Raw genomic sequence first — 26554 nt, forward strand, 5'->3', positions numbered from 1 at the left:
ATGCGCAGTGCGCCTTTCCGGCAACAGATTGCTCACAACGGTTACGTGTTGAATTGATAATTGTCTTGGAGTGGGCCAGACCGTGTGTATGTTCCCGCGAGAGGGGTTGAAACCTCGTGACCATAATTTAAAAAAGATGCTAATATAGATCACAGTAAAGACAACAATCCGGCCACCTGCGAACCTGATGAAGAAGTTCCAATTGCTTTTTCGCGTATCAAGTGCAATCAGCAAGGCAACTTACAGCCAGCTAAAACGTTCGAGACAATATGACAGTTGAAATCATAGGGCGCGCATGTCTCGCCCCTGGAGCGAATTCGCCGCAGGCGTTGTTTCGGGTTTTGCGGCAGGGCATATGCACGGTCACGCGCATTCCGTCCGACCGCTGGGATCTTGCGCGCTTCTGGCACCCTGTTTCCGGCAATCCGGGCAAGACCTATTCCTTTGCGGCCGGTGTTCTCGACAGCATCTATGCTTTCGATCCGGCAGCCTTCGGCATGTCGCAGCGCGAAGCCATGCATATGGACCCGCAGCAGCGGGTTTTGCTGCAATTGGCCTGGCGCGCGCTGGAAGACGCCAATATTTCCATTCCTTCGCTGCATGGCGAAAATGTCGGCGTCTATATCGGGGCGTCCAGCCTTGACCATGCCAATCTGACGGTCGAGGACCCGGCGGCGGCCGGTCCTTATTTTATGACCGGCAATACGCTTTCGATTGTTTCCAACCGTATTTCCCACATTTTTGGTCTCAGCGGCCCCAGCATGACGGTTGATACCGCCTGTTCGTCGTCGCTGGTTGCGCTCGATCAGGCGATGCGGGCGTTGAATGCCGGCGAAATCGATACGGCGATCGTCGGCGGCGTCAATGTTCTTGCCCACCCGCTGCCGTTTGTCGGCTTTGCGCAGGCGCGCATGCTGTCGCCGGAAGGGCTCTGCCGCGCCTATGATAATGACGGTGCAGGCTATGTGCGCGCCGAGGGCGGCGTCGTGTTCGTTCTGCGCCGTTCCGATCGGGCCCGGCAGGAAAAGGACCGCAGCTACGCCAAGATCGTTGCGACAGGCGTCAACTCGGCCGGGCGTACCAACGGCATTTCATTACCGTCGCGCGAAGCGCAGGCCAATCTGTTGCGTTCGATCTATGAGGGCAACAATATCGATTCCAACCAGGTTGCCTTCGTCGAAGGCCATGGAACAGGGACCAAGGTCGGCGACCCCTCCGAAGTCTGGTCGATCGGCACGGTGATCGGCGCCAACCGGCGCGCCCCCGTTCCCATCGGCTCGATCAAATCGAATATCGGCCATACGGAGCCGGCATCCGGCCTGTTCGGCATGCTCAAGGCCGTGATGGCGCTTGAAAACAATTATCTGCCTGCATCGCTGCATTTCGAGACGCCGAACGAGAATATCGATTTCGACGGGTTGAACGTGCGCGTCACCGCCAACCCGATCGAACTTCTGCGCGGCAAGCGCGCGCGCCTCGCCGGTATCAACTCCTTCGGCTTTGGCGGCGCCAACGCCCATGTGGTCATCAGCGATCCCGATCCCGTCCAGGACGAACGCAGCCGCAATCATGCGACCGGCCATGTTTTCATGGCCAGTGCCCATACCGCCCACAGCCTCGACGAATTGCTGAAGTCGTACAAATCGACATTTGCCAAGACCTCCAAGGACGAAGCGCGGGCTGTCATTGCCGCGTCCGGGGCCAACCGCACGCAGATGCGCCACCGCTTTGCGGCGCGCAGCGATCATCCCGAAGACATTATTCGCGCCATTGCCAGCCACCTGGAAAAGCCGGCGTCGGATATCGGCGAAACCGGCGAAGTGGTGACGAAGGATGCGAAGGTCGCCTTCGTGTTTTCCGGAAACGGTTCGCAATGGGCCGGCATGGGGGTCGAGGCCTTCCGCGAAAACCTGCATTTCCGCCAGTGTTTCACCTCCGTGAGCGCGTTGTTCAAGTTTCACTCGGACATCGTGCTCACCGACCTCTTGACCGACCCGGATCTCGACAAGAAGCTGTCCGACACGAAATTCGCCCAGCCGCTCCTGTTTGCGGTCCAGGCGGCCCTGTCGGATTCTTTGGTTGCCATGGGCATCAAGCCGACGGCCGTCTTCGGCCATTCCGTCGGCGAAATCGCGGCCGCTTATGCGGCCGGCGCGCTGTCGCTGGTCGATGCGGTGTCGATCGTTGCCAAGCGCTCGCTGCACCAGGATCTGCTGGCTGGCCAGGGCACCATGGCCGCCGCCATGCTGGGCGAAGAGGCTGCCAACGCGTTTGCCAAGGCGCGCGGCCTCGACCAGATCTGCGTCGCCGCCATCAACGCGCATAATTCCGTGACGATGTCCGGCCCGGCGCATGAGGTCTCTGCGTTTCGCGATGCCGCCCGCAAGGCGAAAATCCCGGTCCAGATTCTCGATATCAACTACCCGTTCCATCACCCGATCATCGATCGCGCCAAGAAGGCTTTCCTCGCCGATATCCCGGATATTGCGCCGCGCAAATCAGAGCTTGCCTATCTGTCGACCGTCACCGGCGAGCGCATGGACGGCACGCAGCTTGATCCAGATTACTGGTGGAAGAACGTGCGTGAGCCGGTCCGCTTCCAGGCCGCGACCGAAGCCGCCATCGACCTTGGCTGCAGCCTGTTCATCGAGATCTCGCCACGGCCGATCCTTTCCTCCTATCTGAAGGAAACGGTGAAGCAATCGTCGATCCCGGGCACGGTCGTTGCGACGTTGCTGCGCGATACCGGCGAAAAGGGCCAGGATCCGATTTCGCGTGCCATGGCGCGTGCCATCGCCCATGGGGCGGCGTTCGACGAAGCGCGCCTGTTTGGCAAGCGCAATGCGTTCGTCCGGCTGCCCAACCTGCCCTTCGAGCAGATCGAACTGCGCCCGGCCTCGACGAGCGACGCCAGCGATCTGTTCGGCCGCGGCTCCAAGACACCCTATACGCTGGCAGGCTGGCGGACTGATCTGAACAGCGGCAGCTGGAAGAACCATGTCGACGCACATCTGTTTCCCGATCTGGCGGAACATGTCGTCGATGGCAAACCCATCCTTCCCGGCAGCGGCTTTATCGAGATCGCCATCTCCGCCGCGCAGCAATATTACGGCACAACGCAAGTCGATATTACCAATCTGGAAATCGTGCGGCCGCTGGAGCTGGCCGACAACCGGATGATGGAACTTTCGACCATCCTGTCTCCCGAAACCGGTGATATCGAAATTCGCTCGCGCGAGCGTCTTTCGGAAGACGATTGGGCCGTGAATGCGGTGGCCAGAAGCCGCAAACCCATCCCCACAGAGGCGATCACTCCCGCAAACGCCTTTGCCGGAATGGAAAAGACGGCAACCGTGACGCCGGTGAAAGCCTATGAAACCGCGCGCCAGTTCGGCCTGGATTACGGTCCCCGGTTCCAGCTGATGGCGAAGGCCGTCTGCTATGGCGACCGTTTCATCGATGTGGAGCTGAGGGATCCTGAAAAGACCGGCAATCCGTTTGTCAACTATAGCCTCAATCCGATTTCCGTGGATGCGACATTCCATGGGATGGTGGCGCTGTTTGACCGGTTTACCGGTGATGCCGGCGGCGCGCCTTATATTCCGGTGCGGTTCGGCGCCGTGCGCCTCAGCAATTCGGGCGTGACCATCAAACGCGCCGTGGTCGAGATCGAGCGCATCAGCGCAAATTCGATCAAGGCGAAGTTCCGCTTCTTCGGCAAGAACGGCGAGGTCGTTGCAGCATTCGACGATTGCCGCTTTCGGCGGACCTATCTGCGCCAGCACAAGACGCTGGACATGCTGTCCTTCCACTATGAGGCCGTGCCGTCCGATCGCGCCACGCCGCTTGGCGTGTTGGGGCAGTCGAAGGTTCTGCCTCTGCCATTGCTTGCTGCCATGGACGAGAGCGGCATCGACAATACGACGCTGCTGTTCAACGCGGCGATCTACCGCGCCTGTCATGAAATTGCGCTCAAGCTCGGCAAGGGCACGGCCAAGGTCGATACGCGGTCCCTCCCCGGCGATTTTGCGTTCCGCAGTTTCCTGGCCAACTGCCTCTATGTCCTGGAAGATGCCGGTCTTTGCGAACACCGGGCGGGTAGCTGGAAGATCGCAACCGAATTTTCGCTTCCGCCCGTTGGCGACATCCTCAAGGAAATCTATGGCGAGCGCTCCGAGCGCGCCGTGGAAGCGGTGCTGATCAACAATTCCTATGCCGAAGCGCTGGATCGCATCGACAGTTTGTTTGCGCTGGAAACAGCCGGCAGCGAGCCGGACGATGCGGCCAAGCCGCAGGGCTTCATCAGCGATGCAACGCTCGACCACCAGACCGTGCATTCCGAATCCACCCGTCAGCGGATGGATCTGGTGCTGGCTGCGGTCGAAAAGGCTCTTACCAAGGAAACAGGCAAGACCGGTCTGCGGATTGTCGAAGCGGGCACCGTCTCTGCCGGTTTCACCCGCCAGCTCGCGACGCTGGCGGCAAACCATGGCGCCAGCCTGATCGTCGTCGAACCCCGCGAAAATGCCCAGCGCAATCTGGAGATCGCGTTTGAGGAAGATGCGCATGTTCGCGTCCTGAAAAAGGATGCGTTCGCATCGCTTGCGGCTTTCGATCTCGTCGTTAGCGCCTCGGATACGGTCTTTACGCTGATCGACGAAGACGGTGCCATTCGCAACGCCCTGCGTGTCGGTTTGCAGGAAAACGGGGCTCTTGTCGCCGCGACCAATGCACCGACCGTATTCAGCGATTTTGCGTTCGGCCTGACCGAAAACTGGTTTGCCCGCACCCAGGCCGTCGAGTTTCCGATCGGCAAGCTGGCAACGGTCACGCAATGGCAGAAGGATCTGACCGATCTGGGCCTGCGCAATATCACCGTCGAAGACCGTGAATTGTCGCATGGCAATATCATTACGGTCGAGGCGCAAGGCGGCCGGTTCGTTGATACGGCACAGGCGGCCGACGCCCAGCCTGCGCAGGTCGCCACGCCGGTGCTCGTGCTTCACGATGGCAGCGTTTCGAACCTGCAGAGCAAGCTCCCGGGCAAGGACGTCATTCAGGCGCCTCTTATCCAGGTCAAATTGACCGGCGATTTCGATAGCGACAGGGACAGGATTGCCGACGCGATCACAGGGCTGAACGAAAAACCGGTTCGGGCCGTCTATCTGTCTTCGCCGACTGCGGCAGATCGCAAAGAGGATTCGGCTGCCCTGCAAGATCGCGTTCTCTCGCTCAGCGCCTTTGCGGAAGCACTTCGCCAGCATTATGCGCATGCAGAGCCTGCAGCCGATCAGCGCCCGCGCCTGGTCATCGCTGCCCCCGGCGGTGCGCCCGTCACACTGGCTGCGCGCGGCAAGCCTGTCTCCGGCTCCAGCGTCAATAGCGGCCTGTGGGCTTTTGCCCGCGTGCTTCAAAACGAATATGATATCCTGGATATCCATTCGCTCGATTTCACCGGTCCCAAGGTAGAAGCGGGCAATCAGCTTGCGGCAGCAATCTCGATGCTCGGTGATACCAGCGAAAACCGCGAATGGCTGCTGGATGGTCAAAGCGGCATGCTGTCTGAAATCCGCGCCGTGCCCGGCCCGGTCGATCAGGGCTTGCGCAAGACGACCAGTTTCAAGGCGGCCACCATTCGCCAGCGTGTCAGCTCGCAGGTCGGCAGCATTGCCTGGGAACAGTCGGACATCCCGCAGGCAGGTCCCGACGATGTCGTCGTTGCGGTTGCCGCAACCGGCCTCAACTTCCGCGACGTCATGTGGGCGATGGGACTTCTGCCGGAAGAAGCACTCGAGGACGGCTTTGCCGGGGCAACGATCGGCATGGAGCTTTCCGGCCATGTCGTCGCCATCGGCAGCGGCGTCAAGGATCTTTCGGTCGGCGATGCCGTGATGGCGATCGCGCCTGCAGCCTTTTCCACCCATGTCGTCGTGTCGCGCTCGGGTGTCGCGAGGTTGCCGGAAACCGTCAGCCCCGTTGCGGCGGCCACCGTTCCCGTCGCCTTCCTCACGGCCTATTACGCCATGATCGAGCTTGGCCGCATCCGCGCCGGCGAAACGATCCTGATCCACGGTGCTGCCGGTGGGGTGGGTCTTGCCGCCCTGCAGGTTGCGAAGCTTGCCGGCGCCAAGGTCATCGCCACGGCGGGAACGCGCGAAAAGCGCCGTTTCCTGAAAATGCTCGGCGCCGACCACGTCTTTGATTCGCGCTCGCTCGCCTTCGTCAACGATATCCTCGGCGTGACCGGCGGCGAAGGCGTCGATCTGGTGTTGAACTCGCTGTTTGCCGAGGCCATGGAACAGAGCCTGTCGCTGGTAAAGCCGTTCGGCCGCTTCCTTGAACTCGGCAAGCGCGACTATTACGGCGACAGCAAGATCGGTCTTCGGCCTTTCCGTCGCAATATCAGCTATTTCGGCATCGATGCTGACCAGCTGCTGGTCAATGCTCCGGATCTCACCAAGCGGATCTTCACCGAAATCGGTGCGCTGTTCGAAGAGGGCAAGCTTGTGCCCCTGCCTTATCGCGCCTTTGGCTTCGACGAGATCGGCAATGCTTTCCGCCTGATGCAGAATGCCGGTCATATCGGCAAGATCGTCGTCATACCGCCTGTCGCGGGGCGCGATGAGGTTGCCAATCTGCCGGCCGGCCGCATGTCTGTCGATAGCCTCGGCACGCATCTGGTCGTTGGCGGTATTGGCGGCTTCGGTCTTGCCGCTGCCAACTGGCTGGCGGAAAAGGGTGCGCGCAACATCGCGCTTGCAACCCGCCGCGGCATTGCCGATATCGAGACGCTTGAGGCAATCAAGCGCTGGGAAAACATGGGCGTCTCGGCGACCGTGCATGCCTGCGATGTCACCGACGAGGCTGCCGCAGACGCGCTTTTGAACACGCTTCGCCAGATCGGCCCGCTGAAAACCGTTATTCACGCCGCCATGGTTCTCGATGACGCGTTGATCAACAATCTCAGCCGCGAACGCAACCGGCCAGTTATCGACGTGAAGGCGCAAGGGGCTGCCGTTCTCGACCGGTTGACCCGCGCCGATACGCTCGATCATTTCATCATGTTTTCCTCGGCAACGACATTGGTCGGCAATCCAGGCCAGGCCAATTATGTGGCCGCCAATGGCTATCTCGAGGGCCTTGCGCGGACACGCCGGATCGACGGCCTGCCGGGGCTTGCCATCGGCTTCGGCGCAATCGCCGACAAGGGCTATCTGGCCGCGAATACAGACGTCAACGACCTGCTCTCCAAGCGCATCGGCAAGACGGCGCTGAAGGCGCAATCCGCCCTTTTCCAGGTCGAGAGCTATATCCGCTCCGATCCGGGCACTGTCGATGCGGCCGTTGCGATGGTTTCCGAGCTCGATTGGGCTGCGGCCCGTCACCTGCCGGTTGTTCGCAACGCCTTGTTCGAGGTGATCCTGCGGACGGCTGACCAGAACACGGCCGGCGGCGATGGCAAGACTATGGATCTCGTGGCGATGATCGATGGAAAATCGCCGCAGGAAGCCGAGGATATCCTCTATGATCTGGTCGCCAACGAGATTGCCGCGATCCTGCGCGTGTCGAAGGATACGATCTCGCGCAACAAGATCCTCAAGGAAATCGGCCTCGACAGTCTGATGGCTGTGGAACTGGGCATCAGTTTCCAGCAGAATACCGGCTTCGACATGCCGTTGAGCGGCGTTGCCGACAACACCACGGTCGGGGACGTCGCGCGCAAGCTTTACGACAAGGTGAGCAAGCGGGATCATGGCAGCGACGAAGACAGCGAGCCCGCTGACAACAAGATTGTCAACGAGCTTGCGCAGCGCCATACCGGCAACGGTACGGAAAAGGTAGCGAGCCAATGAGCGAGAACGAGGAACGCAACACCGCTTCGAAAATGAACAGCAGCCTGAAGGAGAACCTTCTGGACAAGATGCGCAATGCGCATCAGTCCTCGGAGCGTAACCGCATGGCCCGTTCCGAGCGCGACGTTCCTCCGCCCGTCAGGCGCAAGCAGACGCGGTTTGAGGACTTGCCGGAATATAAACAGGTCCAGACCCAGAAGATCGCCAGCGAACAGTTGGGTATCGACAACCCGTTCTACCGGGCGCACCAGACGGCGGCTGGCGCAACGACGGTGATCGATGGTCGCAAGCTGATCAATTTCGCGTCCTACGACTATCTCGGCCTCAACCGGCATCCGCATGTCCTGGCCGAGGCCCGCGACACCATCAATACATTCGGCATCTCCGCATCTGCCAGCCGTCTTGTGGCGGGCGAACGCCCGGCCCATGCCGAGCTGGAAGAGCGCATCGCCGCTTTCTATGGTGTTGAAGCCTCCGTTTGCTTCGTCAGCGGCTACCTCACCAATGTCGCGGCGATCAGCTGCCTGATGGGTCCCAAGGACCTCGTTGTTCACGACGAGTTCATTCATAACAGCGCGCTTGCGGGCATCAAGCTCTCCGGCGCGACACGCCGGCTGTTCAAACACAATGATGCCAACGATCTGGAACATGTTCTGCGGACAGTTGCAGGCGATTACCGCCGTATCCTGGTGATCGTCGAAGGCGTCTATTCGATGGATGGTGACATCGCCAATCTACCGTCGATCATGAAGCTGAAAGCCGAATATGGTTTCTGGCTGATGGTCGATGAAGCCCATTCGCTCGGTATTCTCGGCAAGCGCGGCAAAGGCACGTCCGAACATTTCGGCATCGATCCGCGCCAGGTCGATATCTGGATGGGGACGCTCTCCAAGACGACATCGAGCTGCGGCGGTTATATTGCCGGCAGCGCTGCTCTGGCCGCCGTGCTGAAGGCAACCGCCGGCGGCTTCGTCTATAGCGTTGGACTTGCACCGGTTTTGACAGCGTCGGCGATTGCGAGCCTTGATATTCTCGAGGGCGAACCGGAACGCGTCGCAGCGCTGCGGCGCAACGGTTCGCTGTTCCTCAAGCTTGCCCAGGAAGCGGGCCTCGATACCGGCTTGAGTGCCGGTTTTTCCGTGGTTCCGGTTCTGGTCGGTGATTCCCTGCGTGCGGTGCAGCTGTCGAATGATCTTCTTGCTGCGGGGATCAACGCTCTGCCGATCATTCACCCCGCCGTTCCCGAAGGCATGGCCCGGCTGCGGTTCTTCATCACCAGCGAGCATACCGAAGACCAGATCCGCCAGACCGTGGCCCTGACGGCGGAAAAGCTCAAGGATCTCACCGAGCGGAATTTCGGTCTCGCATCGATCGATGTGCAGCAGATGATGAAGATGCTCGCCGCCCGCTAACGCGCTGCGCAAACAGCCAGGCCAACCTCCATGAACCGAACCGGTGTTGCGGCATGACCCATGTGATCATTACCGGTGGTTCGAGCGGCATCGGGCTGGCGCTGGCCCGCATTTACGCCGAGCGCGGTGCACGCCTCTCTCTCCTGGCACGCTCCCTGCCCGCACTTGAAGCCGCCAGGTTAGAACTTGCGCGGCGACACGGCGAGACATCGGTGCGTATCGAAAGTGCCGATGCCAGCGACGAAGGTCAGGCATTGGCGGCCATACGAAAATGCGAGGCTGCGTTCGGCCCCTGTGACATCCTGATCACCTCTGCCGGAATTGTCGAACCCGGACGGTTCGAAACGCAGACATCCGCCGTCTTCCGTCAGCAGATCGAGACCAATCTTTTTGGCAGCGTCAACGCGGTACGCGCCGTCTATGCTGCGATGAAAGAGCGGCGCTCCGGAAAGATCATGCTGGTCTCGTCCGGCGCGGGCTTGATTGGCATCTACGGGTATGCCGCCTATTGCGCCTCGAAATTCGCCCTGCATGGTTTCGCCGATGCTCTGCGCTCCGAAGCAAAGCCTCATGGGGTCACTATTTCCGTTTGTTTTCCGCCGGATACCGAAACGCCGCAATTTGCGCGCGAACTGGAACACCGGCCGCTGGAAGCAACCGTGATCATGGGACGCGTTGCCCCCTGGCCCTCCTCTGCCGTTGCCTTGCGGATCGTGCGTGCGATAGACAAAGGCCAATTCGAAGTATTTTTCGGCTGGACGCTGTGGGCGCTCGGACGCTTTGGCGCGACGGTCAAGCCGGTTCTCAACTGGTGGTTCGACCGGGGCATTCGACGGATGATACCAAGGCGCTGAACATGAGAGCCTGCTTGTATCCGCCACCAATAGGTTTTAACTGTCCCTTCGTCGCGGCGATGCATGACGCGTCCGTGACCGATGAAAGATCAAAGGTATTCGTTTGGCGTTGACGTCGCTCTACATGCACACCCATCCGCTTATGCTGACCTTCTTCTGCTTCGCGCTGGCCTGTGCTGTCATCCTCTATACCGACAAGTTTGCCTTGCCCGCGCGCGAGCGCCGGAGACACCGCCCGGCCGTCAGCCGCCGGCGTGGCCTCGTCGATACCATCTCGCGGCTGCCGATCATGGCGCTGGTCTTTGCAGGCTTCTTCGCGATCTCCTGGCGCCCGCTTTACGCAAGCGCCGGCACGATGAGCTTTTTCGTCATTTTCACCGGCATCTCCCGGGCGAAATACAGGTTCATCCGCGAGCCTCTGGTCTTTTCAGACATTGCCCTGGTGGCCGACGTCTTCAAATACAAGTCGATCTTCTACGCCAATTCGCTCAACATCGTCTTCTGGATCGTCGCCTTCCTCTATGTGTTCGGCGTCTCGGCGCTGTACATGTATTTCGAGCCCAGCGTCCTGCCCAACAGCCACAAGCTGCTCTGGATCATACTGATGATCCTCGTTGCCGACGTGCCCTGGCTTCTTTTGTTCTACGGCCCGGTGAACCGGCCGGTCGCCGATTTCGTGCAGCATCTGGTCGGCAAGCCCAACGTCAAGGTCAGCACGATCCGTTTTGGAACCTTCGGTTCCGTCATCTTTCATTTCGTCCTCTGGCTCGGCCGCCGCCGCGAAAAGATCGTTGCCGAACTGCAGGAACGCTTCTTTGCCGCCGTCAACGACCTCATTGGCCACGATGCCGATAACAAGGCGCCACTCGTCATCGTCTGGCAGTCGGAATCCTTCATCGACATGCGCCATTGCGGCGTCAGCGGCGTCAAGCTGCCGGCCATCGACAGGCTGCAGAAAATGGCCGTGCAATGGGGGCGCCTGGCAACCGTGTTTGAAGGCGGCTACACGCTGCGCACGGAGTTTGCCGTCTTGAGCGGGCTTGTTCCCGACGATCTGCATATCGACGCGAGCTACCCCTATCTGCGGGCAAGCCACTATACCAATGTGGTCTGGCCGACGAAGCTGAAGAATGCGGGCTGGAGCACGCATTTCATGCATCCCTATGACCGGACCTTCTTCCTGCGCCACAAGGCCATGCCGCAGCTCGGCTTCGAGAAAATGACCATGCTCGATGAGTTCGACCATGATCCGGGCCGCGATGGCCCTTATGTGTCGGACAAGACCTTAACCCGCAAGGTGATTGCCGATGTGGAAAGCCAGACCGACAGCAAGGGTAGCTTTCTCTTCGTCGCATCGATGGCCAATCATGGCCCCTGGGAGCCGAACCGTGTCGAAGGCGTGACCGATCCGGTTAAGATCTATCTCGAGATCCTGCAGCAATCCGACAAGGCCCTGGGCGAACTCGTCGATCATCTCAACCGGCTCGACCGCCCCGTCTGGCTGGTTTTCTACGGCGACCACGCGCCGCTGTTGAAATCCTTCGCCGACCCTTTTCCCGATCCGCGCACCGATTATTTCATCGTACCCCTGGCGGCCGCCCGCACGCTCCACAATGCGCCGACATTTCCCCGCAACGAGGAACCCTGGAAGCTGATGGAAGCCATGCTAAAACACGCCAATCTGCACAAGGACGACCTGCGATAGTGCCGGCGCTGGTTTCAAGGGGGCCGCGATGATGGGGATGCAAACCGGGCCGGAGCGGCGTGTCTTCCTCTTCCTGCAGGGGCCATCCTCACCGATCTTTGCCAAGATTGCCGACCGGCTGGAGGCCAAGGGCCATCTCTGCCTGCGGATCAACCTCAATCCGGGCGACCAGATCTTTTGGCGGCGCAAAGGTGGCTACCATTACCGCGGCCGCGGCGGACAGGACTGGCGCATCTATATTGCCGCCTTTCTCGTCCAGCACGGCGTCACCGACCTCGTCCTCTTAGGTGAGGAGCGCCCCTATCATCTCATTGCGATCGAGGCTGCCAATCACCACGGCATCGCGGTAGCGGTCGTCGAAATGGGTTATCTGCGGCCGGATTGGCTGACGCTCGAGCGCGACGGCATGTCCTCCAACTCGCACTTTCCCAACGATCCGCAGGCGATCATCGATGCGGCCCGTACCCTTCCCGAACCGGATTGGGCGCGACGTTACACGCAGAGCTTTGCCGCCGAAGCGGCTTATGATCTTCTCTACAATTTACCCAATGTGTTCCTGTGGTTTCTCTTCCCGCACTACCGCCGCCACGCCCTGTTTCATCCCCTGGCTGAATATGCCGGCTGGGTGTTGCGGCTGGCGGGGGGCAAGAAAAGAACATTGGCGGCAACGGCGCTCGTTGACACCCTTCTTTCCTCCGGCACCGCATTTTTCGTTTTTCCGCTGCAATTGCAGACCGATTTCCAGCTACGGGCCCATTCGCCCTATCATGATCAGCGGGAAGCCATCACCGAGGTGATCACCTCCTTCGCCGCCCACGCACCGGAGACAGCCAGCCTGATCGTCAAGATCCATCCGCTCGACAATGGGCTGATCGACTGGCGGGCCTATGTCGAGGCGCTGGCCACAAAACTTGGTATTGGCAGCCGGGTCAAATTTCTGGATGGCGGCGACCTGAATGCGCTCTTGATGAAAACCAGCGGTGTCGTGACCATCAATTCCACCGTCGGGTTTCATGCCCTGCAACTCGGCAAGCCCGTGAAGGTGCTTGGAACCGCCGTCTTCGACATCGCCGGTCTCAGCGATCAGTCGGACCTTGAGCAATTCTGGAAAGCTCCGGCGGGCCCGCAGGACGCCGTGCGATCAGCGTTTTTCCGCCTGCTGGCGGCAGCAATCCAGGTCAGGGGAAATTTCTACTCGGCCACCGGCACCGATGCCGGCGCAGATGCGATCGCCAACAGACTGCACGACAGGTCGCTCAATCAACCCGGCGGCTTTACCGACCCGCCTCCCCGCCGCAAACCAGCCAAGATCAATCGCCGTCCTCATTGACCGGTCTGGCGGTGCGGCAATCGGGCATGCGGCGTCTAGCGGGATTTGCTGCTTTCGATGAGTGCCAGTACCAGGGTCGACAGCAATGTCAGCGGCGGGGTTGCAGCACTTTGGGGCTTGGAACTCTCGTTGGCGCTGAGGCCGACCTTGCCGACCGGCTTGTCATCCGCATCCACGCCGCTATTGCCAAGCGTCCACCATCCCTTGCGTAATATCTTTTCGATCACGAAGGTGGCGACATCCAGCGAGCGCGACGGCGAACCCGGCGGCAAGACATCAGCGGATGTGGGATTGCGCTCGTTCATCACCGAATAATAGACCCGGCGGATATCGTCATCGATGTCGTCGGCACCTTCGGTAGCGGCATTGATCTTCTGTCGCAGCTTGCGCAAGTCGGCAACGGTCACGGTCAGGTTATCTGCTATGCCGGTCAATTCGTCGGCAAACACATCCGGATTGCCGCCATCGCCGGTAAACAATTCGGACAGTGCCGATCCCGGCGCTGCCTGGCGGTTGCGAATGACCTTTGCGGCCCCGCGGATGCCATCGCGAAACGCCTCTTTGCGGATTTCGTCCTGTTTGTCCATCAGGTCCGACGCGGCGGAACAGACTTCGAGAAGGAGCGCCGTTGTATTCTGGTCCGGCGCCGCCTGCGCTGCCTCTCTCGCTCTTGCGATGAGTTCATTCAGAGACGATTTGTGATCGGTCATCGACGGCCTGATTTCTGCGTCATAAAATTTCGCCTGACGATTTAAAATATCTTATTTGAACTTGGCATAAAGGTCTTGCAGGCGCTCGCGGTATTTCTCCGGAGAAAACAGCTTTGCCCGTTCCACGCCCAGCGTCTGATAGTGCTCAACCAGCCCATCGTCATTTGCCATGTCTCTGATCGCCTGCGAGATTGCATTAACATTGTAGGGATCGACGATCAACGCACTCTCGCCTGCAACTTCCGGATTGGCACCTTCGCTGCCTGTGATGACAGCCGTGCCCAATTGCATGGCCTCCAGGATCGGCAGCCCGAAGCCCTCATAGAGCGAGGGAAATACGACGGCCCGTGCACAGCGGATCAGCGATGTCAGCAGGTTGAGCGGAAGATATTCCAGCCGGACGACCGAGGACGTTTTCGACACATGGCCGATCGTCGGATCGGCAGGCTGGCCCTTGCGCGATTTATCGGTATCGGTGGGAACACCGAGGAGGCGCAACTCATTCGCATTCTTCCAGACCAGCTGGCCGACAATGACGAGCGGACGGTTCGTCTGGCTGGCCAGGTAGGCCTCAATGATACGGGCAACATTCTTTTTCGGTTCGATCGCACCGAAAAACAGGAAATATTCCTTGTGCTCGAGGCCGAAAATGGAGCGCACCTCCTGGCGCACTTCATCCTCCGGACGGTTGAGAATATAGCTCGGCAGACTGGCCGCCTGATAGGTGTTGGTCACACGGCTCTCATCGACGCCGAGCAGATCGATAATGTCGCGCTTGGATACTTCCGAGACGGTGACGATATGATCTGCCTTCTCGGCGATGCGGCGGACCTTCTTCAAGAACTCTTTCTTGTTGTCGAGGGTCGTGTAAGGCAGCCTCAAGGGCACGAGATCATGGATCGTATAGAGATTGACCGCTTTCTTGAGCGTCACGGCCAGCGGGTATGTCCAATGCGCAACGTCAGCAGCGCCAGGATAATCGACATTCAAAAACTGACCGTATGTTTTAAAATGCCAGCGCGACAGCGTGAAGAGGTCGCGCGAATTGACGATCCTGTCATGCGCCGGCAGTCCGCCGGTTGCGGTTTTAGCGATGACCTTGCCGGTGATCGGAACCTGTCTCGCGGTGGCCCCAAGCGGCGACGTGATCAGCCGCTGCACGACCTCATGGGTCTTCATCGATTTTATCGAAGGATCAAAGAAGCTGACTTCTGCCAGAAGGTCATTTTTCCCAGCCGACGACCGGACCCCGTACATCAGGTCCACCTTGTGGCCGAGCGCAGACAGCTGTTCGCTCAGGTTCCGGGCATAGGTCGCTACCCCTGTCCCCTTCTCCAGGGCAAGATTATAACCATCGACCATGATGCGGGCATTGGACATGAATTAAAAATCCTAATTGTTACCGGTCAAACCCGATCCGGATCCTGCATTTCGCCGGCCTTGCGCCTGTGTGCAAGCGCCTGGCAAGAACGCTGCGCATGACCTGCGTTGACACAGTCGCTTGCTATCTAGGGGATTGCCATTTTGGACGCAACCTTTTGCGACCGGCATGCGATGACGTCGGGAGTGCCTATTTGACGATGTGCTAGAGAAAACATGTGTGGCAGAGATGGCGGTCCTGCGGTGACGGCCTTACCGATAGTTTGTTTTCCGGTGATTAGAAAGAGACGGTATGCCCATTATCCAGCCAGTTGAGAGTGCCGGTAGCGGACGACGCGGCATTACACAGGAATGATATCGTTCTCGTCACCATCCGCGACATGTTCGAGTTCTCCGATACCATCCTTGAGCTTGTCTTTTCCGAACCAGTTTTCCGCTTCTTCAGCGGAATTGACTTCCTGAATCTTGAACTCGTCGATGATGAAGAAGTCATTGCAGTATTTTCTTAACAGCGTCGGCGAGGAGGTCACGATGAGGAAACCGGCTGAGCGCATACGTTCGGTCACCAGCTCTTCGCATCTGGTTCTGAAAGCACCACGGCCGCCAATAAGGCTCTCGTCGATAATATAGGTTTCGAAAGGAATGGCATAGCATGAGGTGAACAGAAGCTTGGTGCGCTCGTCCCGGTTGAGGTGCCTGAAGGGTTTGTCGATCGACTTGCCGATTTCCGTGAAATCCAGCACGAAGCGGATGATCGGGACCGGATCGAAACCGAAGACCCGGCACAGGAATGCCAGATTCTCACGGCCGGTTAGAGCTCCGTTGAAAACGCCGCCGGAGGCCACCGGAAACGAGACGAGCGACGATCGCCGCACCCGTCCTATATCAGGGCGCAGTTTTCCCGTCGTCAGGTTGGCGACAACGGTCTTTCCACTGCGCGGCGGCGCCAGAATGCCGGTCAGGCGATCAGGGCCGAATTCGACATCGACACCCTCCAGAACCTTGGTCCGGTGGGACTTCTGACGGAGCGTCTTGTGGACATTGATAAATTCGATCATCGCGTTCAGCCTCTCACCTGCCGTTTGTCGGACCGCCTGCCCGTGCGGCAATCTTTGCAAGCCAGCCGGTGCCGTCCAGCGGGTTTAAAAATATTGTACCGGGCGGGGCAATTTCTCGAAACACAGGAATATCGGAGACAATGCTGGGGACGCCAAGCGCTGCGGCTTCCAACAGGGGTATGCCCAGCCCTTCCGCAAAAGATGGAAATAAAAGTGCCTTTGCCTGTTGCAGCATTGTCTGAACATCAAAATCCGAAAGGCCGGAAAATACGAAGACGGAATCCTTGATCACCTCGCATCGTTCCAACATATCCAGCACATTTTCATTTTCCCAGCCCTGCTTGCCAATGATGCAAAGACGCGGCGGGTTTTCCTGCTGCGCCAGTTCACGCCAGACCTGCAACAGAAGAAGGTGGTTTTTTCTGGGTTCGATCGTGCCAAGCACGACGAAAAAAGGTCTCCTATCCTGCAAAAACGCTTTCACAGGCGGCGCAAGGGGTGTTTCGCGCGCAGGCTTGAAATCCAGCGTGGGCACGATGACATCCGTTGCCTTCAGTTGCCAGCCATTGTCCGAGGCGAAGGATACAACGCGCTGGTGCGTGTCCCATGAATTGCCAACAGCGGTCACCGGCGCGTCCGTCAGCTCATTCAGAAAGCCAAGGAATTGCCGCTTCGTTTCGGGCCGCTGATATTCCGGGTAATCGAGTGGAATGAGATCGTGGATATAGATGAGGCGCTGCATCTTGCGGCATGGGTCGAGACGACGCATCCCTCCCTTGACCTTGCCCACACCCGAATGCGACGCCACGACATAGGTCGTTTGTTCGGAGACGATCTGCCCGCTTGCAGCCAGAAAGCGCCGGATAAAGGGCTCGGTCCAAAGGCGAAGCCTCTTTGAGGGACTCGTCTTTATTTTAAGTTCCGCATCGTCATTCCACGCCCGCTGAAGATGCTCCAGAACGTCCTTTCCAAGATCCTGCGGCAGAATACAAATGCCGTGGATGCCGGCATGCACGAAATGACAGTTGGTTCCAAACCGCTGCAAAAGGTCGAGGCCGATGGCCAGATCGATACGATCGACGCCTGTACCGAACGATTTTCCGTAACTGCGGACAAGACGCGAAATGTCAAAAAGAACACGCGGCGTTTCGATCGAAAGAGGCCGCATTGAAAGACGATACATGGATGCCTACACGTCGCAAATGCTGTTCAAGGGGCGACCGGAACTCTCTTTGGGTTCCCACTTGCGCCACTTTCGCACATTAAAGCGGTATGGTATAGGCCGCCGTAACTGAAACGGCGGTGGCACTTCATAGGCATTGCCTGAAGCTTTTATCGTAAGCCAGTATGGTGAAATTTGTCGCAAGAACTCATTGATATTATTCGCTCCCAAGCAGCGATCCCGCTCTCGTGGGTTTCAACCCGTAAAGATCAGAATTATCTCAATTTGGGCGACGCGCTGTCTCCCGTCATTGTCTCCATGATGTCGGGTTTGCCAGTCAAGCATGTAGCGACAAAGACGAATGCTGTGAGACTGGCGGCAGTTGGCACGATCGGCCATATGTTCGCCGGCGGCAATGTTTCCTTCTGGGGAACCGGCACCTCTCCCAACGCCAATCCCAATCAATCGGAACAGCCGAAAATCCCCTATGTCCGGCCTGCCGGCACCAAGTTTCATGCCTATGCAACACGGGGGCCCTTCAGCCGGCGGGTTCTGGTGCCCGAGGCAACTGGCCCGGCGGTGTATGGCGATCCCTTGTGGCTTCTGCCGCGCTTTCACGAGGCGCCGAAGGAAAAAACCTACGAACTCGGCGTCATTCTGCACCTGTCGGAACTGGCAGACCGCGAGCATGAAGCGCATCCAAAGGCGGACACGAAGCGCCACATCATCGAGGGCGATGACCGGCAGACCGTGAAGCTGATCAACACGGTAACACCTGTCTCGATCGCCGCCTTGAGAGAAAGGCTCGACGAGATCCTCGCTTGCAAGCGGATTGTATCGACAAGTCTTCATGGCATGGTGTTTGCGGAATCCTACGGCATCCCCTGTCTTTATTTTTCCCCGCGATCCACAAAAGCCGGACTGGGCCGCATCGATCTGACGCTCGAAGAGGGCCTTGATCTGCGATTTGTCGATCTTTACCGCGGCCTTGGCCAGGATCACCTGGATGTCTGGTACCAGCCGCGCAGCCGGCAAACCGATTGGGAAGCGTTGATCCAGACGATCGATCGCGTCTGGGAACAGAAATATCTCGACGAGGATCCGCTCATCGAAGCCTTTCCATTGCCGTCCGCCATGCTGGAAAAAGGCCCGACCGGTAGCGCGTTCGATCATCCATTGATCCGCGCCGTGCCGGTTGGCCGGGAACCCAACATTCTCGAACGCGCTAAACTTGGCCCGCTTTCGCGTATTTTCCGGCGCACGCGCTAAAAGGTGGTCGTATCCATGGGGTTGAAAACAGTAAAGCGCTTGCTGCGCTGGGAAACCTCGCCAGCAGCAGGTGCGCTGACCAAGGGACGATCCACGGCCAAACGGGTCCGGCTGTCCTGGGTCTGGACCACCAAACAGCATCCGGATGCAAACCTTGGCGATGCATTAAGTGCCGTCATGGTATCGGCGATGTCCGGCTTGAAAATAGAGCCGGCAGCTTTCGATCATTCTCAGGAACGAATAGCTGCAGTCGGCACGATCGGTCACGCGCAGCGTGGCGGAAAGGTGCATATCTGGGGCACCGGCTTTGATCTCAATCGCGGGCCGACCGGCGCTGTCGGTGCCTATCAGCTCCCCGAAGAGACCGCGCTGGTCGTTCATGCCGTCAGAGGAAAGCAGACGGCGGAGGGCCTGCGCAGGCTTGGCATCGACGTGCCCGACATTTTCGGCGACCCGGTCTGGTTCCTTCCGCGCATCTTTCCCTTTGCCAATCTTCAGAAAAAATACGAGCTGGGCGTCATCGTTCATATTTCGGAACTGGATGAGGCCACGGCGAAAGCCAAGGTTCGCGAAAATCTCATCCGCTACAATATTGCGCCCGAACTTTCCGAAAATATCAAAATAATCAATACCTATACCGGTGCCAACCTTTCCGGCATGCGCGACAAAATCGAGGAAATCGTTTCCTGCCGCCGCATTCTTTCCACCAGTCTTCACGGTTTGGTCATTGCTGAGACCTACAACATCCCCTGTGCCTGGTTCTCAACAAACCGGGGCGAGTCCGGTTTTCTGCCCATCGACGGGTCGCGGGCGATCGATCATCGCATGATCGATTTCTATGGCGGCGCAGGGCGGGATTCGGTCTTGAGCTACCTGCATCCGCTTCATGAAGCGACGGACTGGGAAAAGGCAATGGCATTTGTCGATACGCATTGGCAGCCGCTCGATTATACCGGAGAGGCGCTTTTTAACGCGTTTCCGCTGCCGCGTGCGGTTCGGTTCGAGGACAAAGTCTGGGACTGCTCACCGGAAGTGTTGCAAAAAAATCGTTATTGATGGGTCATCGATGATGTTGTGTGTCGCCTTTAACTCAAACCTGCTCTTTCGTCAGGCAATGTCATTGTCTGCGGGCAGCCGGTGCGATATCCAAAACAGAATCGGAAATTGAGTTTGAAAATGGGCTTGGATACGAGTCAGCAGTACAGGGTTCCCATGGGGCGTTTGAATACATTCACCAGACTTTCGTTGGCTGCGTTATGCGTTGCGTTGTCGTCCTGCACGATGCCAAGCTCCGGCCCCAGCGCGAACAAGATCCAGTCGGGAGCCAAAGAGACATATGCCCCCTACACGCTGATCAATGTGAACCCCAACGTCGTTTCGGCCCTGGACCAGAATCTGGACCAGCAACTCGCCGTCACACTGGGAAACAGCAGGAAGCGTAGCTCGGCGCTGATTGGCGTCGGCGATACGGTGGCAATTTCGATCTGGGAAGCGTCCCCTGACGGCCTGTTCTCCAGTGGCGCGGGCCGCGGCGGTGGAACTCAGATACCGGAACAGCCGGTATCGGAAGCAGGAACCATCAGCGTTCCCTATGCCGGCGTTATCCAGGCGGCAAACCGCACCCCGGACCAGGTCAAGGAAGCTGTCGAGAAGGCCCTCATCCGCATGGCCGTTCAGCCGCAGGTACTGGTCAGCGTCGTCAAAAACGTGTCCAATACGGTCACGGTTACCGGTGAAGTGGCCAGCAGCGGGCGAATTCCTTTGTCCCCGCGCGGTGAGAAATTGCTGGATGTCATCGCCATAGCGGGCGGTCCGCGTATGGAATCCCACCAGCTTTCCGTGCAGATCACGCGCGGCAGGCGGACGGAAACCATACCGATGGAACGTCTGATTTCCGACCCGACCGAAAATATCTATGTGCAGTCGGACGATGTCGTAGCGCTAATCCGCCAGCCCCGGAGTTTTACGGTGTTTGGGGCATCGACCGCCAACGCATCGGTACAGTTCGACGAATCGCAGCTTTACCTCAACCAAGCGCTTGCCAAGGTCGGCGGCCTGAACGACGAACGGGCCAATGCCAAGGGTGTGTTCATCTATCGGACGGAATCGACGAAGCTGCTTCGCCGCCTGATGCCGGAAAAGGATTTCTCCTCCTACGGCCCGACAGCCAACGTTATCTATCAGGTCGATCTGACCGATCCGAGCGGCTTCTTCCTGTTGAAAGGGTTTACGCTGCGCAATCGCGACCTGATCTATATTGCAAATTCGTCACTTGCCGAAGTTCGCAAATTTGCAACTCTGGTGAGTTCGACGGCAGCACCGATCGCACAGGCGGCATCGGTTTCAAACACATTGTCTGATTTGGGACGATAACACTTTAAAAGGCGTGTCATCTCAAAGCTGCCCAGTTGTCATGCTTAAAGCTCCGTCGGCCATGCCGATGGAGCTTCTCGTTTGGTGGACTTTTTCGGGTTGCAAATCCATGCTATGAGGCTGTCTCAGAGCATACGAGGCTCGATTCAGGAGATGAAGTTTGAAGGACATGTCCGGGGCGGCAAAGCTCGACAAATCGAAAGCACGCTCGGACGATAGCGGCGCGCTGGTTCTCAGGCTTGACGAAGTGCGGCCGGCGCGTCAGCAGCCTGGCGCCGCACCGTCTGTTTTGCCGAAGCAATTTCCCCGCAAGACAACCATAATCTACAAGTCACAGCGCATAACCGGCATGGTCGCCAAGGCAAAGGGCGGCATTTCCAGTACGGCGGTTTCGTTCTTCCTCATGGTTGTTTTGCCGACGATCATCGGCGCGCTTTATTTCGCATTCGTGGCATCACCGCAATATATGTCCGAGTTCCGTTTCTCGGTTCGCCCGACAGACGGCAGTGCCATGGCGTCCAGTGTAGCTGCGGACGCGGCACTTGCCATGTCCAACAGCTATATCGTCTCTGACTATGCCTTGAGCCGCGATGCGGTCGAGGCGCTGGAAACAAAGATCGGATTGCGTGAACTCTATTCCGACGGCAGCATCGATGGCTTGTCCCGCCTCCCTGAAGGCGCATCGCTCGAAAAGCTCGTTGCATATTGGCGCAAGCGCGTTTCGACCAGCTACGATATCATGACCGGTATCAACGTCATCGAAGTCACTGCCTTTTCGCCCCAGGACGCCCATAAGATTTCCGTCGCCTTGCAAGCCTTGTGCGAGCAACTGGTCAACGACATCTCCGAGAAGGCGCGCCAGAGCCAGATGGCTTTCTCAAAGGGCGAGCTTGACCGTTCCGAGGCTCGCTTGAAAGAGGTTCGCCAGAGCGAAACGGAATTGCGGTCCGGTCAGAAAAGCATCGACATCAGAAAAGATGCCGAAGGTAAAATCGTATTGAACAATAAATTGCGCGGAGATCTCTCTGAACTCGAAGCGCAATATTCGGCCCTGTCGAGCTATATGGATCCGACCTCGCCGCGCCTAACTGTTCTGAAGAACCAGATTGCAGCTGCACGGGAGCAGATCGCCAATTTGCAGACGCAGATATCGAATGCCGACGACACGACGCCTGGCAGTCTGGATGACGCTCAGAGAATTACGAAATACGATCAGTTGCAGACCGATGTGGACATTGCGACGAAACTCTACACGTCATCTCTGACAAACTACGAACAGGCGCGCATGCGTGCCAACAACAACCAGACCTATCTGGCTACGTATGTCCAGCCGGGCATTGCGCAGATCGCATCCTACCCGCGTGTTTTTGTCGATACGCTGCTGGTATTTCTGTCCGCCATCGGTATCTGGGTGGTCCTGACGCTGATCTACTACAGTATCCGTGACCATGCTTGATCAAGGTGGATTGGAACTGAGGCTGCGTCCATGAATACAATCGCGCTCGGTGTTTCCCGGCAGATGCGGATCGTTAGCGCGCTGACGATCCGCGAAGTGCGGCTGCGCAATAGCAAGCATGCATTCTCGCAGCTGTTCGACCTGCTCGAAGCTGTCGTGTTCATCGTTGCGCATTTCATCATTTTCACATTTCTCGGACGGCATTTGCTGATCGGGGACAGTCTCCTGCTGTTCATCACGACGGGTATTCTTCCCGTTCTGTTCTTTCGAAGCATCAGCATCCGCACGGCCTCTGCGCTGGAGGCGGCAAAAGCCGTGACCAGCATCCCCTTTATCGAGGCGATCGACTACGCTATTGCCCGCGCTTTTGTGGAATTTCTATCTTTTACGATGGCCTTCATCGGCTTCTTCGCGCTGATCGCCGCTTTTGATCTGTCGCGTTATGCCGTACCGTTCAATCCGATCGCGCTTGTGCAATTCATTATTCTGATTTCGTTTTTTGCGTTCGGAATCGGTTTGATCAACTCGTTCCTGATCTTCCTGTTTCCGTTGTGGAAATTCATCTGGGGCATGTTTTCGCGCGTTCAGATCTTCTTTAGCGCCGTGTTCTTCATACCGGAATATATGCCGCCTCAGATCAAGAATATTTTGGCCTATAACCCGATCATGCATTTTGTGGGGCTATTTCGAACCGCATTTTATCCCACCTATCCGACCCATATGCTGTCGCTGACCTATATTATCGGGTGGACCTGTGCGGTCATGGTTCTTGGTCTGGCGCTTGAGAGAACGCTTCGCAATCATCGTGCCCACGGCCATTGAGCCCACGAGCTGGGTTCGGTGTCTACACGGTGTTCGGTTGACAGCGCTGGCATGATCCGCCGGGCAATGCTGTGCTATCCAAACGGATAGAGGATGCGGCCAATCAGCCGGAACTTTGGATTGGACACTTCCCGGAAGAACAGGATCGGGTCCTGCCGGAACCATTGTGCATCATGGTTGTTGCCGATTTTCGAAATGATGAACGCCAAAGGCGGCGTCAGCAGATGTCTCCAGCCGAGAATGCCGTAAGGTCCCCACGCCCGCCATGGCGGACCAAGGCGGATCGACCGTCGTGCAGGCTCAGGCTCCCGTTTTTCCTTTGCGAAGTGCCGCGATATTCCATCTACCGTTTCCTCAAAGGAGACGTTCTTTCCACTCACGGGGTCAAAATATCGGGGGTATAGGAGATAGGCACCCGCAAACAGCGCCTCGATGCTGAGGTTCCGGCCACGGCGCTCGTTGGGCTGGCGATCATCCGTCAGTCCCCAGCCGGCATAGAATGGGCATCCATAGACAGTGACTGTCAGGCCTCGAAGCAGGGCCTCGAAGCCGGCGAGCGATGTGATCGTGTAGACATGATCGATCGTTTCGAACGCCTGTCCCATGGACAGCGGCTGTGTGATGATCTGGCAGAGATGCTGGACATCCCTCGGATTGGATTGGGCGAGGCGTACGCGGTTGAGAATATCCGGGTGGGGTTTGTAGATAATCTGAGCGCCCGGATTTTCGTGGGCCGCAAGGCGCACCAGGTCGTTGTTGGTGACAGCGGAGAGACATCCAAACTGGATCGATGCGTCATCCTCGACCTGGCCGATCACCAACACGCGTTTTGCGGATTTTGGGCCGTAGAGACGATCGATATCGACGCTGGTATCGCTGTTGTATTTGCTAACGCCGGTTTCGAGCAGAAAGCGGATACCGGCGACTGCCCGTGCCAGAAGCTCCGGTGCGCCATCGAAATCATAAGTGCAGAACAGCCGCTCCAAGTCGGAGGGCTCGCGGCAATCGAAATATGCCGTGCGCTGGTCCAAGGCGAGAGACAAGGGCGGCGTATAGCTGGCCGTGGCCACGACCGAACGGATGAACCCATCCTCGATATAGAAGACAGGAATGCCATGCTTGGCCGCAAATGGCTTGAGCTTCTGCGGTGTGCGCAGGCTCCAGACGAAAATCTGCGGATTGTCCTCAAGAAGAATGCGGGCAGCCCAATCTTCAAAATCGGGTTCGCTCACATACATCGAAACGAAAATAAAGCTGCGGTCCGGAAAATAGCGCCGGAAAATATCCTGCTTCCACTCATGAATGTGGAAGGCGTACGTCGTGATTTTTTTGATAGGGAGAGAACCACCGCCAGCTGCCTGGCTTGACGGTTGCTCTGAACCTGAAGCCGCAATTTGGTGCTGCTCAGACAAGGGCATTTGCTCGCGAGGCCATGTTCGGAACTCCACCTCTTGCAGGAGCAGGCTAAAAGTTTAAGGGTTGATCAGCCACTCCGCATCGTCACATCAAACGACACCGGCGCGCAAAAGATCGTGGATGTGAAGGATGCCGCTTGGCGCGCCATCATCATCCACCAGGAACAGCACGGTCACCTTCTGTGCCTGCATGATTTCCATCGCGGCACTGGCCAATATGCTGCCTTTGATGACACGCGGGTTGTGCGACATGACGGTATCGACGGTCTCGACCAGCAGATCGTGCGACATATGGCGGCGCAAGTCGCCATCGGTGATCACGCCGGCAAGCTTGCCCGCCTCGCCGGTAATGCCGACGACGCCGAAGCCTTTCGACGACATCTGGATGACGGCATCGCCCATCGGGCTGCCGAGTGGCAGGAGCGGGATCGCATCGCCTTCATGGGCGAGTTCCTGCACGAGAAGCAGCTGAGAACCGAGCTTGCCGCCGGGATGGAATGTTTTGAAATCCTGCGCAGAAAAGCCGCGCCGCTCCAGAAGTGCGATCGCCAGGGCATCGCCCACGGCCAATTGCAGCATTGCAGAGGTGGTCGGCGCCAGACCGTGCGGGCAAGCTTCCACCACTTTCGGCAGGGTCAGGGCGACGCTGGAATTGCGCGCCAGCAGGCTTTCGGCATTGGACGTGATCGACACGACCGGAACATTGAAGCGCTTGGCATAGGCCAGCATGTTTCCAAGCTCGACGGTTTCTCCCGACCAGGACAAAAGAATGAGAAGATCCTCGGAGGTGATCATGCCGAGATCGCCATGGCTGGCTTCCGTCGGATGCACGAAATAGGCGGATGTACCTGTCGATGCCATGGTCGCCGCGATCTTGCGGCCGATATGGCCACTTTTGCCGACACCTGACACGACCACGCGGCCCCGGCCGCCGGCAATCAACTCAACCGCATCGACCAGGCTGCGCGAAAGCGCTGGATCGTTGGCAAACTGGGTCGCAAAGGCATTGATCCCGTCAACCGCCGTGGCAATCGAGCGCCGCAGCGATTCAAGGACAAGACCTGCCTGCGGAGGGTTCGTATCGACTTGCCTAAGACCCATGCTATTACTCCAAAACCACAACGGGGCATCCGGTTTCAACCAGAGCACCTCAGATCAAACCAAAAAGGCGGATTTGCGCTCTTATTGGTAAAATTGGCAAAATCGTCAAGCCTGCAGGCCAAAACTGCGGGTCTGCGGGCTCAGCCTGCCCGCTGCGCGATGATTTCATCGTCGCCAACGCCGATCTGGCCGGGATTGTTGACGAAGGCTTCCAGTGTCATCGTATCGAGAATATCGGCGATGGCATCGCGCACTGTCGTCATCGACCGGCGCACTTCGCAGGTATCAGGATCATTGCAATCGTCGCAGACTTCGTAAGCCGTGCGGCTCGCACAGCGGATCGGCGCCAGGGGGCCATCCAGCGTGCGTACAACCTGACCAATGCGGATTTCGGAGGCCGGGCGCGAGAGCGAGTAGCCGCCGCCAGGCCCTTTTTTCGAGCGGAGAATGCCGGCATTGCGCAGTTCCAGCAGGATCGTATCGAGAAACTTCTTCGGGATATTGTTGCGGGTGGCAATCTCGGTAATGAAAGCTGTCTCACCCGGATCGAGCCGCGCCAGATCGACCAGCGCCTTCAATCCGTATTTTCCCTTTTTGGTCAGCATCGCAGTTCGCTCTTTTTACAAACAGGCACTGAAAACAGCGCCTATCTGC

17 protein-coding genes are annotated in these 26554 nt (G+C 58.2%); 10 read left to right on the forward strand and 7 right to left on the reverse strand.

Translation table 11 applies throughout. The annotated features are described in order from the left end of the window. Positions 1 to 269: 269 nt before the first annotated feature. The 5 genes from PYR65_RS19600 (at position 270) to PYR65_RS19620 (ending at position 13154) form a co-directional block, all read left to right on the forward strand. Positions 270 to 7853, forward strand: a complete 7584-nt coding sequence (locus PYR65_RS19600; RefSeq protein ID WP_276119171.1) for a type I polyketide synthase — start codon at positions 270 to 272, stop codon at positions 7851 to 7853. Next, a complete protein-coding gene (locus PYR65_RS19605) occupies positions 7850 to 9265 on the forward strand; it encodes an aminotransferase class I/II-fold pyridoxal phosphate-dependent enzyme (RefSeq protein WP_276119172.1) in 1416 nt (471 codons plus the stop codon). The genes PYR65_RS19600 and PYR65_RS19605 overlap by 4 nt, the downstream gene beginning before the upstream one ends. A 53-nt stretch (positions 9266 to 9318) precedes the next feature. Then, entirely contained in the window at positions 9319 to 10119 is an 801-nt protein-coding gene (locus PYR65_RS19610) for an SDR family oxidoreductase (RefSeq protein ID WP_276119173.1), read from the forward strand. A gap of 124 nt (positions 10120 to 10243) precedes the next feature. Next, entirely contained in the window at positions 10244 to 11824 is a 1581-nt protein-coding gene (locus PYR65_RS19615; RefSeq protein WP_276121115.1) for an LTA synthase family protein, read from the forward strand. A gap of 28 nt (positions 11825 to 11852) precedes the next feature. Beyond that, positions 11853 to 13154, forward strand: a complete 1302-nt coding sequence (locus tag PYR65_RS19620) for a capsule biosynthesis protein (protein WP_276119174.1) — start codon at positions 11853 to 11855, stop codon at positions 13152 to 13154. A gap of 35 nt (positions 13155 to 13189) precedes the next feature. Here the strand turns inward: PYR65_RS19620 and PYR65_RS19625 are convergent, their stop codons facing one another. The 4 genes from PYR65_RS19625 to PYR65_RS19640 form a co-directional block, all read right to left on the reverse strand. Then, positions 13190 to 13864 (reverse strand): hypothetical protein, encoded by a 675-nt coding sequence (locus tag PYR65_RS19625; RefSeq protein ID WP_276119175.1) that lies wholly within the window; start codon positions 13862 to 13864, stop codon positions 13190 to 13192. Positions 13865 to 13915: 51 nt separating this feature from the next. Further along, positions 13916 to 15244 (reverse strand): glycosyltransferase family 4 protein, encoded by a 1329-nt coding sequence (locus PYR65_RS19630; protein ID WP_276119176.1) that lies wholly within the window; start codon positions 15242 to 15244, stop codon positions 13916 to 13918. A 341-nt stretch (positions 15245 to 15585) separates the two neighbouring features. After that, complete coding sequence (locus PYR65_RS19635; RefSeq protein WP_276119177.1) at positions 15586 to 16302, reverse strand: P-loop NTPase family protein; 717 nt, start codon at positions 16300 to 16302, stop codon at positions 15586 to 15588. Between the two features lie 13 nt (positions 16303 to 16315). Further along, a complete protein-coding gene (locus PYR65_RS19640; RefSeq protein ID WP_276119178.1) occupies positions 16316 to 17485 on the reverse strand; it encodes a glycosyltransferase family 4 protein in 1170 nt (389 codons plus the stop codon). Positions 17486 to 17830: 345 nt separating this feature from the next. On the opposite strand from PYR65_RS19640, the gene PYR65_RS19645 reads away from it, so the two are divergent. The 5 genes from PYR65_RS19645 to PYR65_RS19665 all read left to right on the forward strand — a co-directional run bounded on the left by PYR65_RS19645 (position 17831) and on the right by PYR65_RS19665 (position 23384). Next, the gene (locus PYR65_RS19645; protein WP_276119179.1) at positions 17831 to 18733 is read left to right on the forward strand and encodes a polysaccharide pyruvyl transferase family protein; all 903 of its coding nucleotides are present in this window, start codon (positions 17831 to 17833) and stop codon (positions 18731 to 18733) included. Positions 18734 to 18748: 15 nt separating this feature from the next. Beyond that, a complete protein-coding gene (locus PYR65_RS19650; RefSeq protein ID WP_276119180.1) occupies positions 18749 to 19789 on the forward strand; it encodes a polysaccharide pyruvyl transferase family protein in 1041 nt (346 codons plus the stop codon). 108 nt (positions 19790 to 19897) lie between these two features. Beyond that, complete coding sequence (locus PYR65_RS19655; protein WP_276119181.1) at positions 19898 to 21106, forward strand: polysaccharide biosynthesis/export family protein; 1209 nt, start codon at positions 19898 to 19900, stop codon at positions 21104 to 21106. A 160-nt stretch (positions 21107 to 21266) separates the two neighbouring features. Further along, positions 21267 to 22562: a hypothetical protein gene (locus PYR65_RS19660; RefSeq protein WP_276119182.1), complete on the forward strand. Its 1296-nt coding sequence runs from the start codon at positions 21267 to 21269 to the stop codon at positions 22560 to 22562. Between the two features lie 30 nt (positions 22563 to 22592). Then, the gene (locus PYR65_RS19665) at positions 22593 to 23384 is read left to right on the forward strand and encodes an ABC transporter permease (RefSeq protein WP_276119183.1); all 792 of its coding nucleotides are present in this window, start codon (positions 22593 to 22595) and stop codon (positions 23382 to 23384) included. Positions 23385 to 23458: 74 nt separating this feature from the next. Here PYR65_RS19665 and PYR65_RS19670 read toward each other — a convergent pair whose 3' ends face one another. From PYR65_RS19670 to PYR65_RS19680, 3 genes are all read right to left on the reverse strand, one after another. Beyond that, a complete protein-coding gene (locus tag PYR65_RS19670) occupies positions 23459 to 24622 on the reverse strand; it encodes a capsular polysaccharide export protein, LipB/KpsS family (protein WP_407951254.1) in 1164 nt (387 codons plus the stop codon). Positions 24623 to 24889: 267 nt separating this feature from the next. After that, positions 24890 to 25900: a KpsF/GutQ family sugar-phosphate isomerase gene (locus tag PYR65_RS19675; RefSeq protein WP_276119185.1), complete on the reverse strand. Its 1011-nt coding sequence runs from the start codon at positions 25898 to 25900 to the stop codon at positions 24890 to 24892. A gap of 140 nt (positions 25901 to 26040) precedes the next feature. Next, entirely contained in the window at positions 26041 to 26505 is a 465-nt protein-coding gene (locus tag PYR65_RS19680) for an RrF2 family transcriptional regulator (RefSeq protein WP_276119186.1), read from the reverse strand. Between the last annotated feature and the right edge of the window lie 49 nt (positions 26506 to 26554).

It is taken from the genome of Pararhizobium qamdonense (assembly GCF_029277445.1).
GTDB classification, from domain to species: Bacteria; Pseudomonadota; Alphaproteobacteria; order Rhizobiales; family Rhizobiaceae; genus Pararhizobium; species Pararhizobium qamdonense.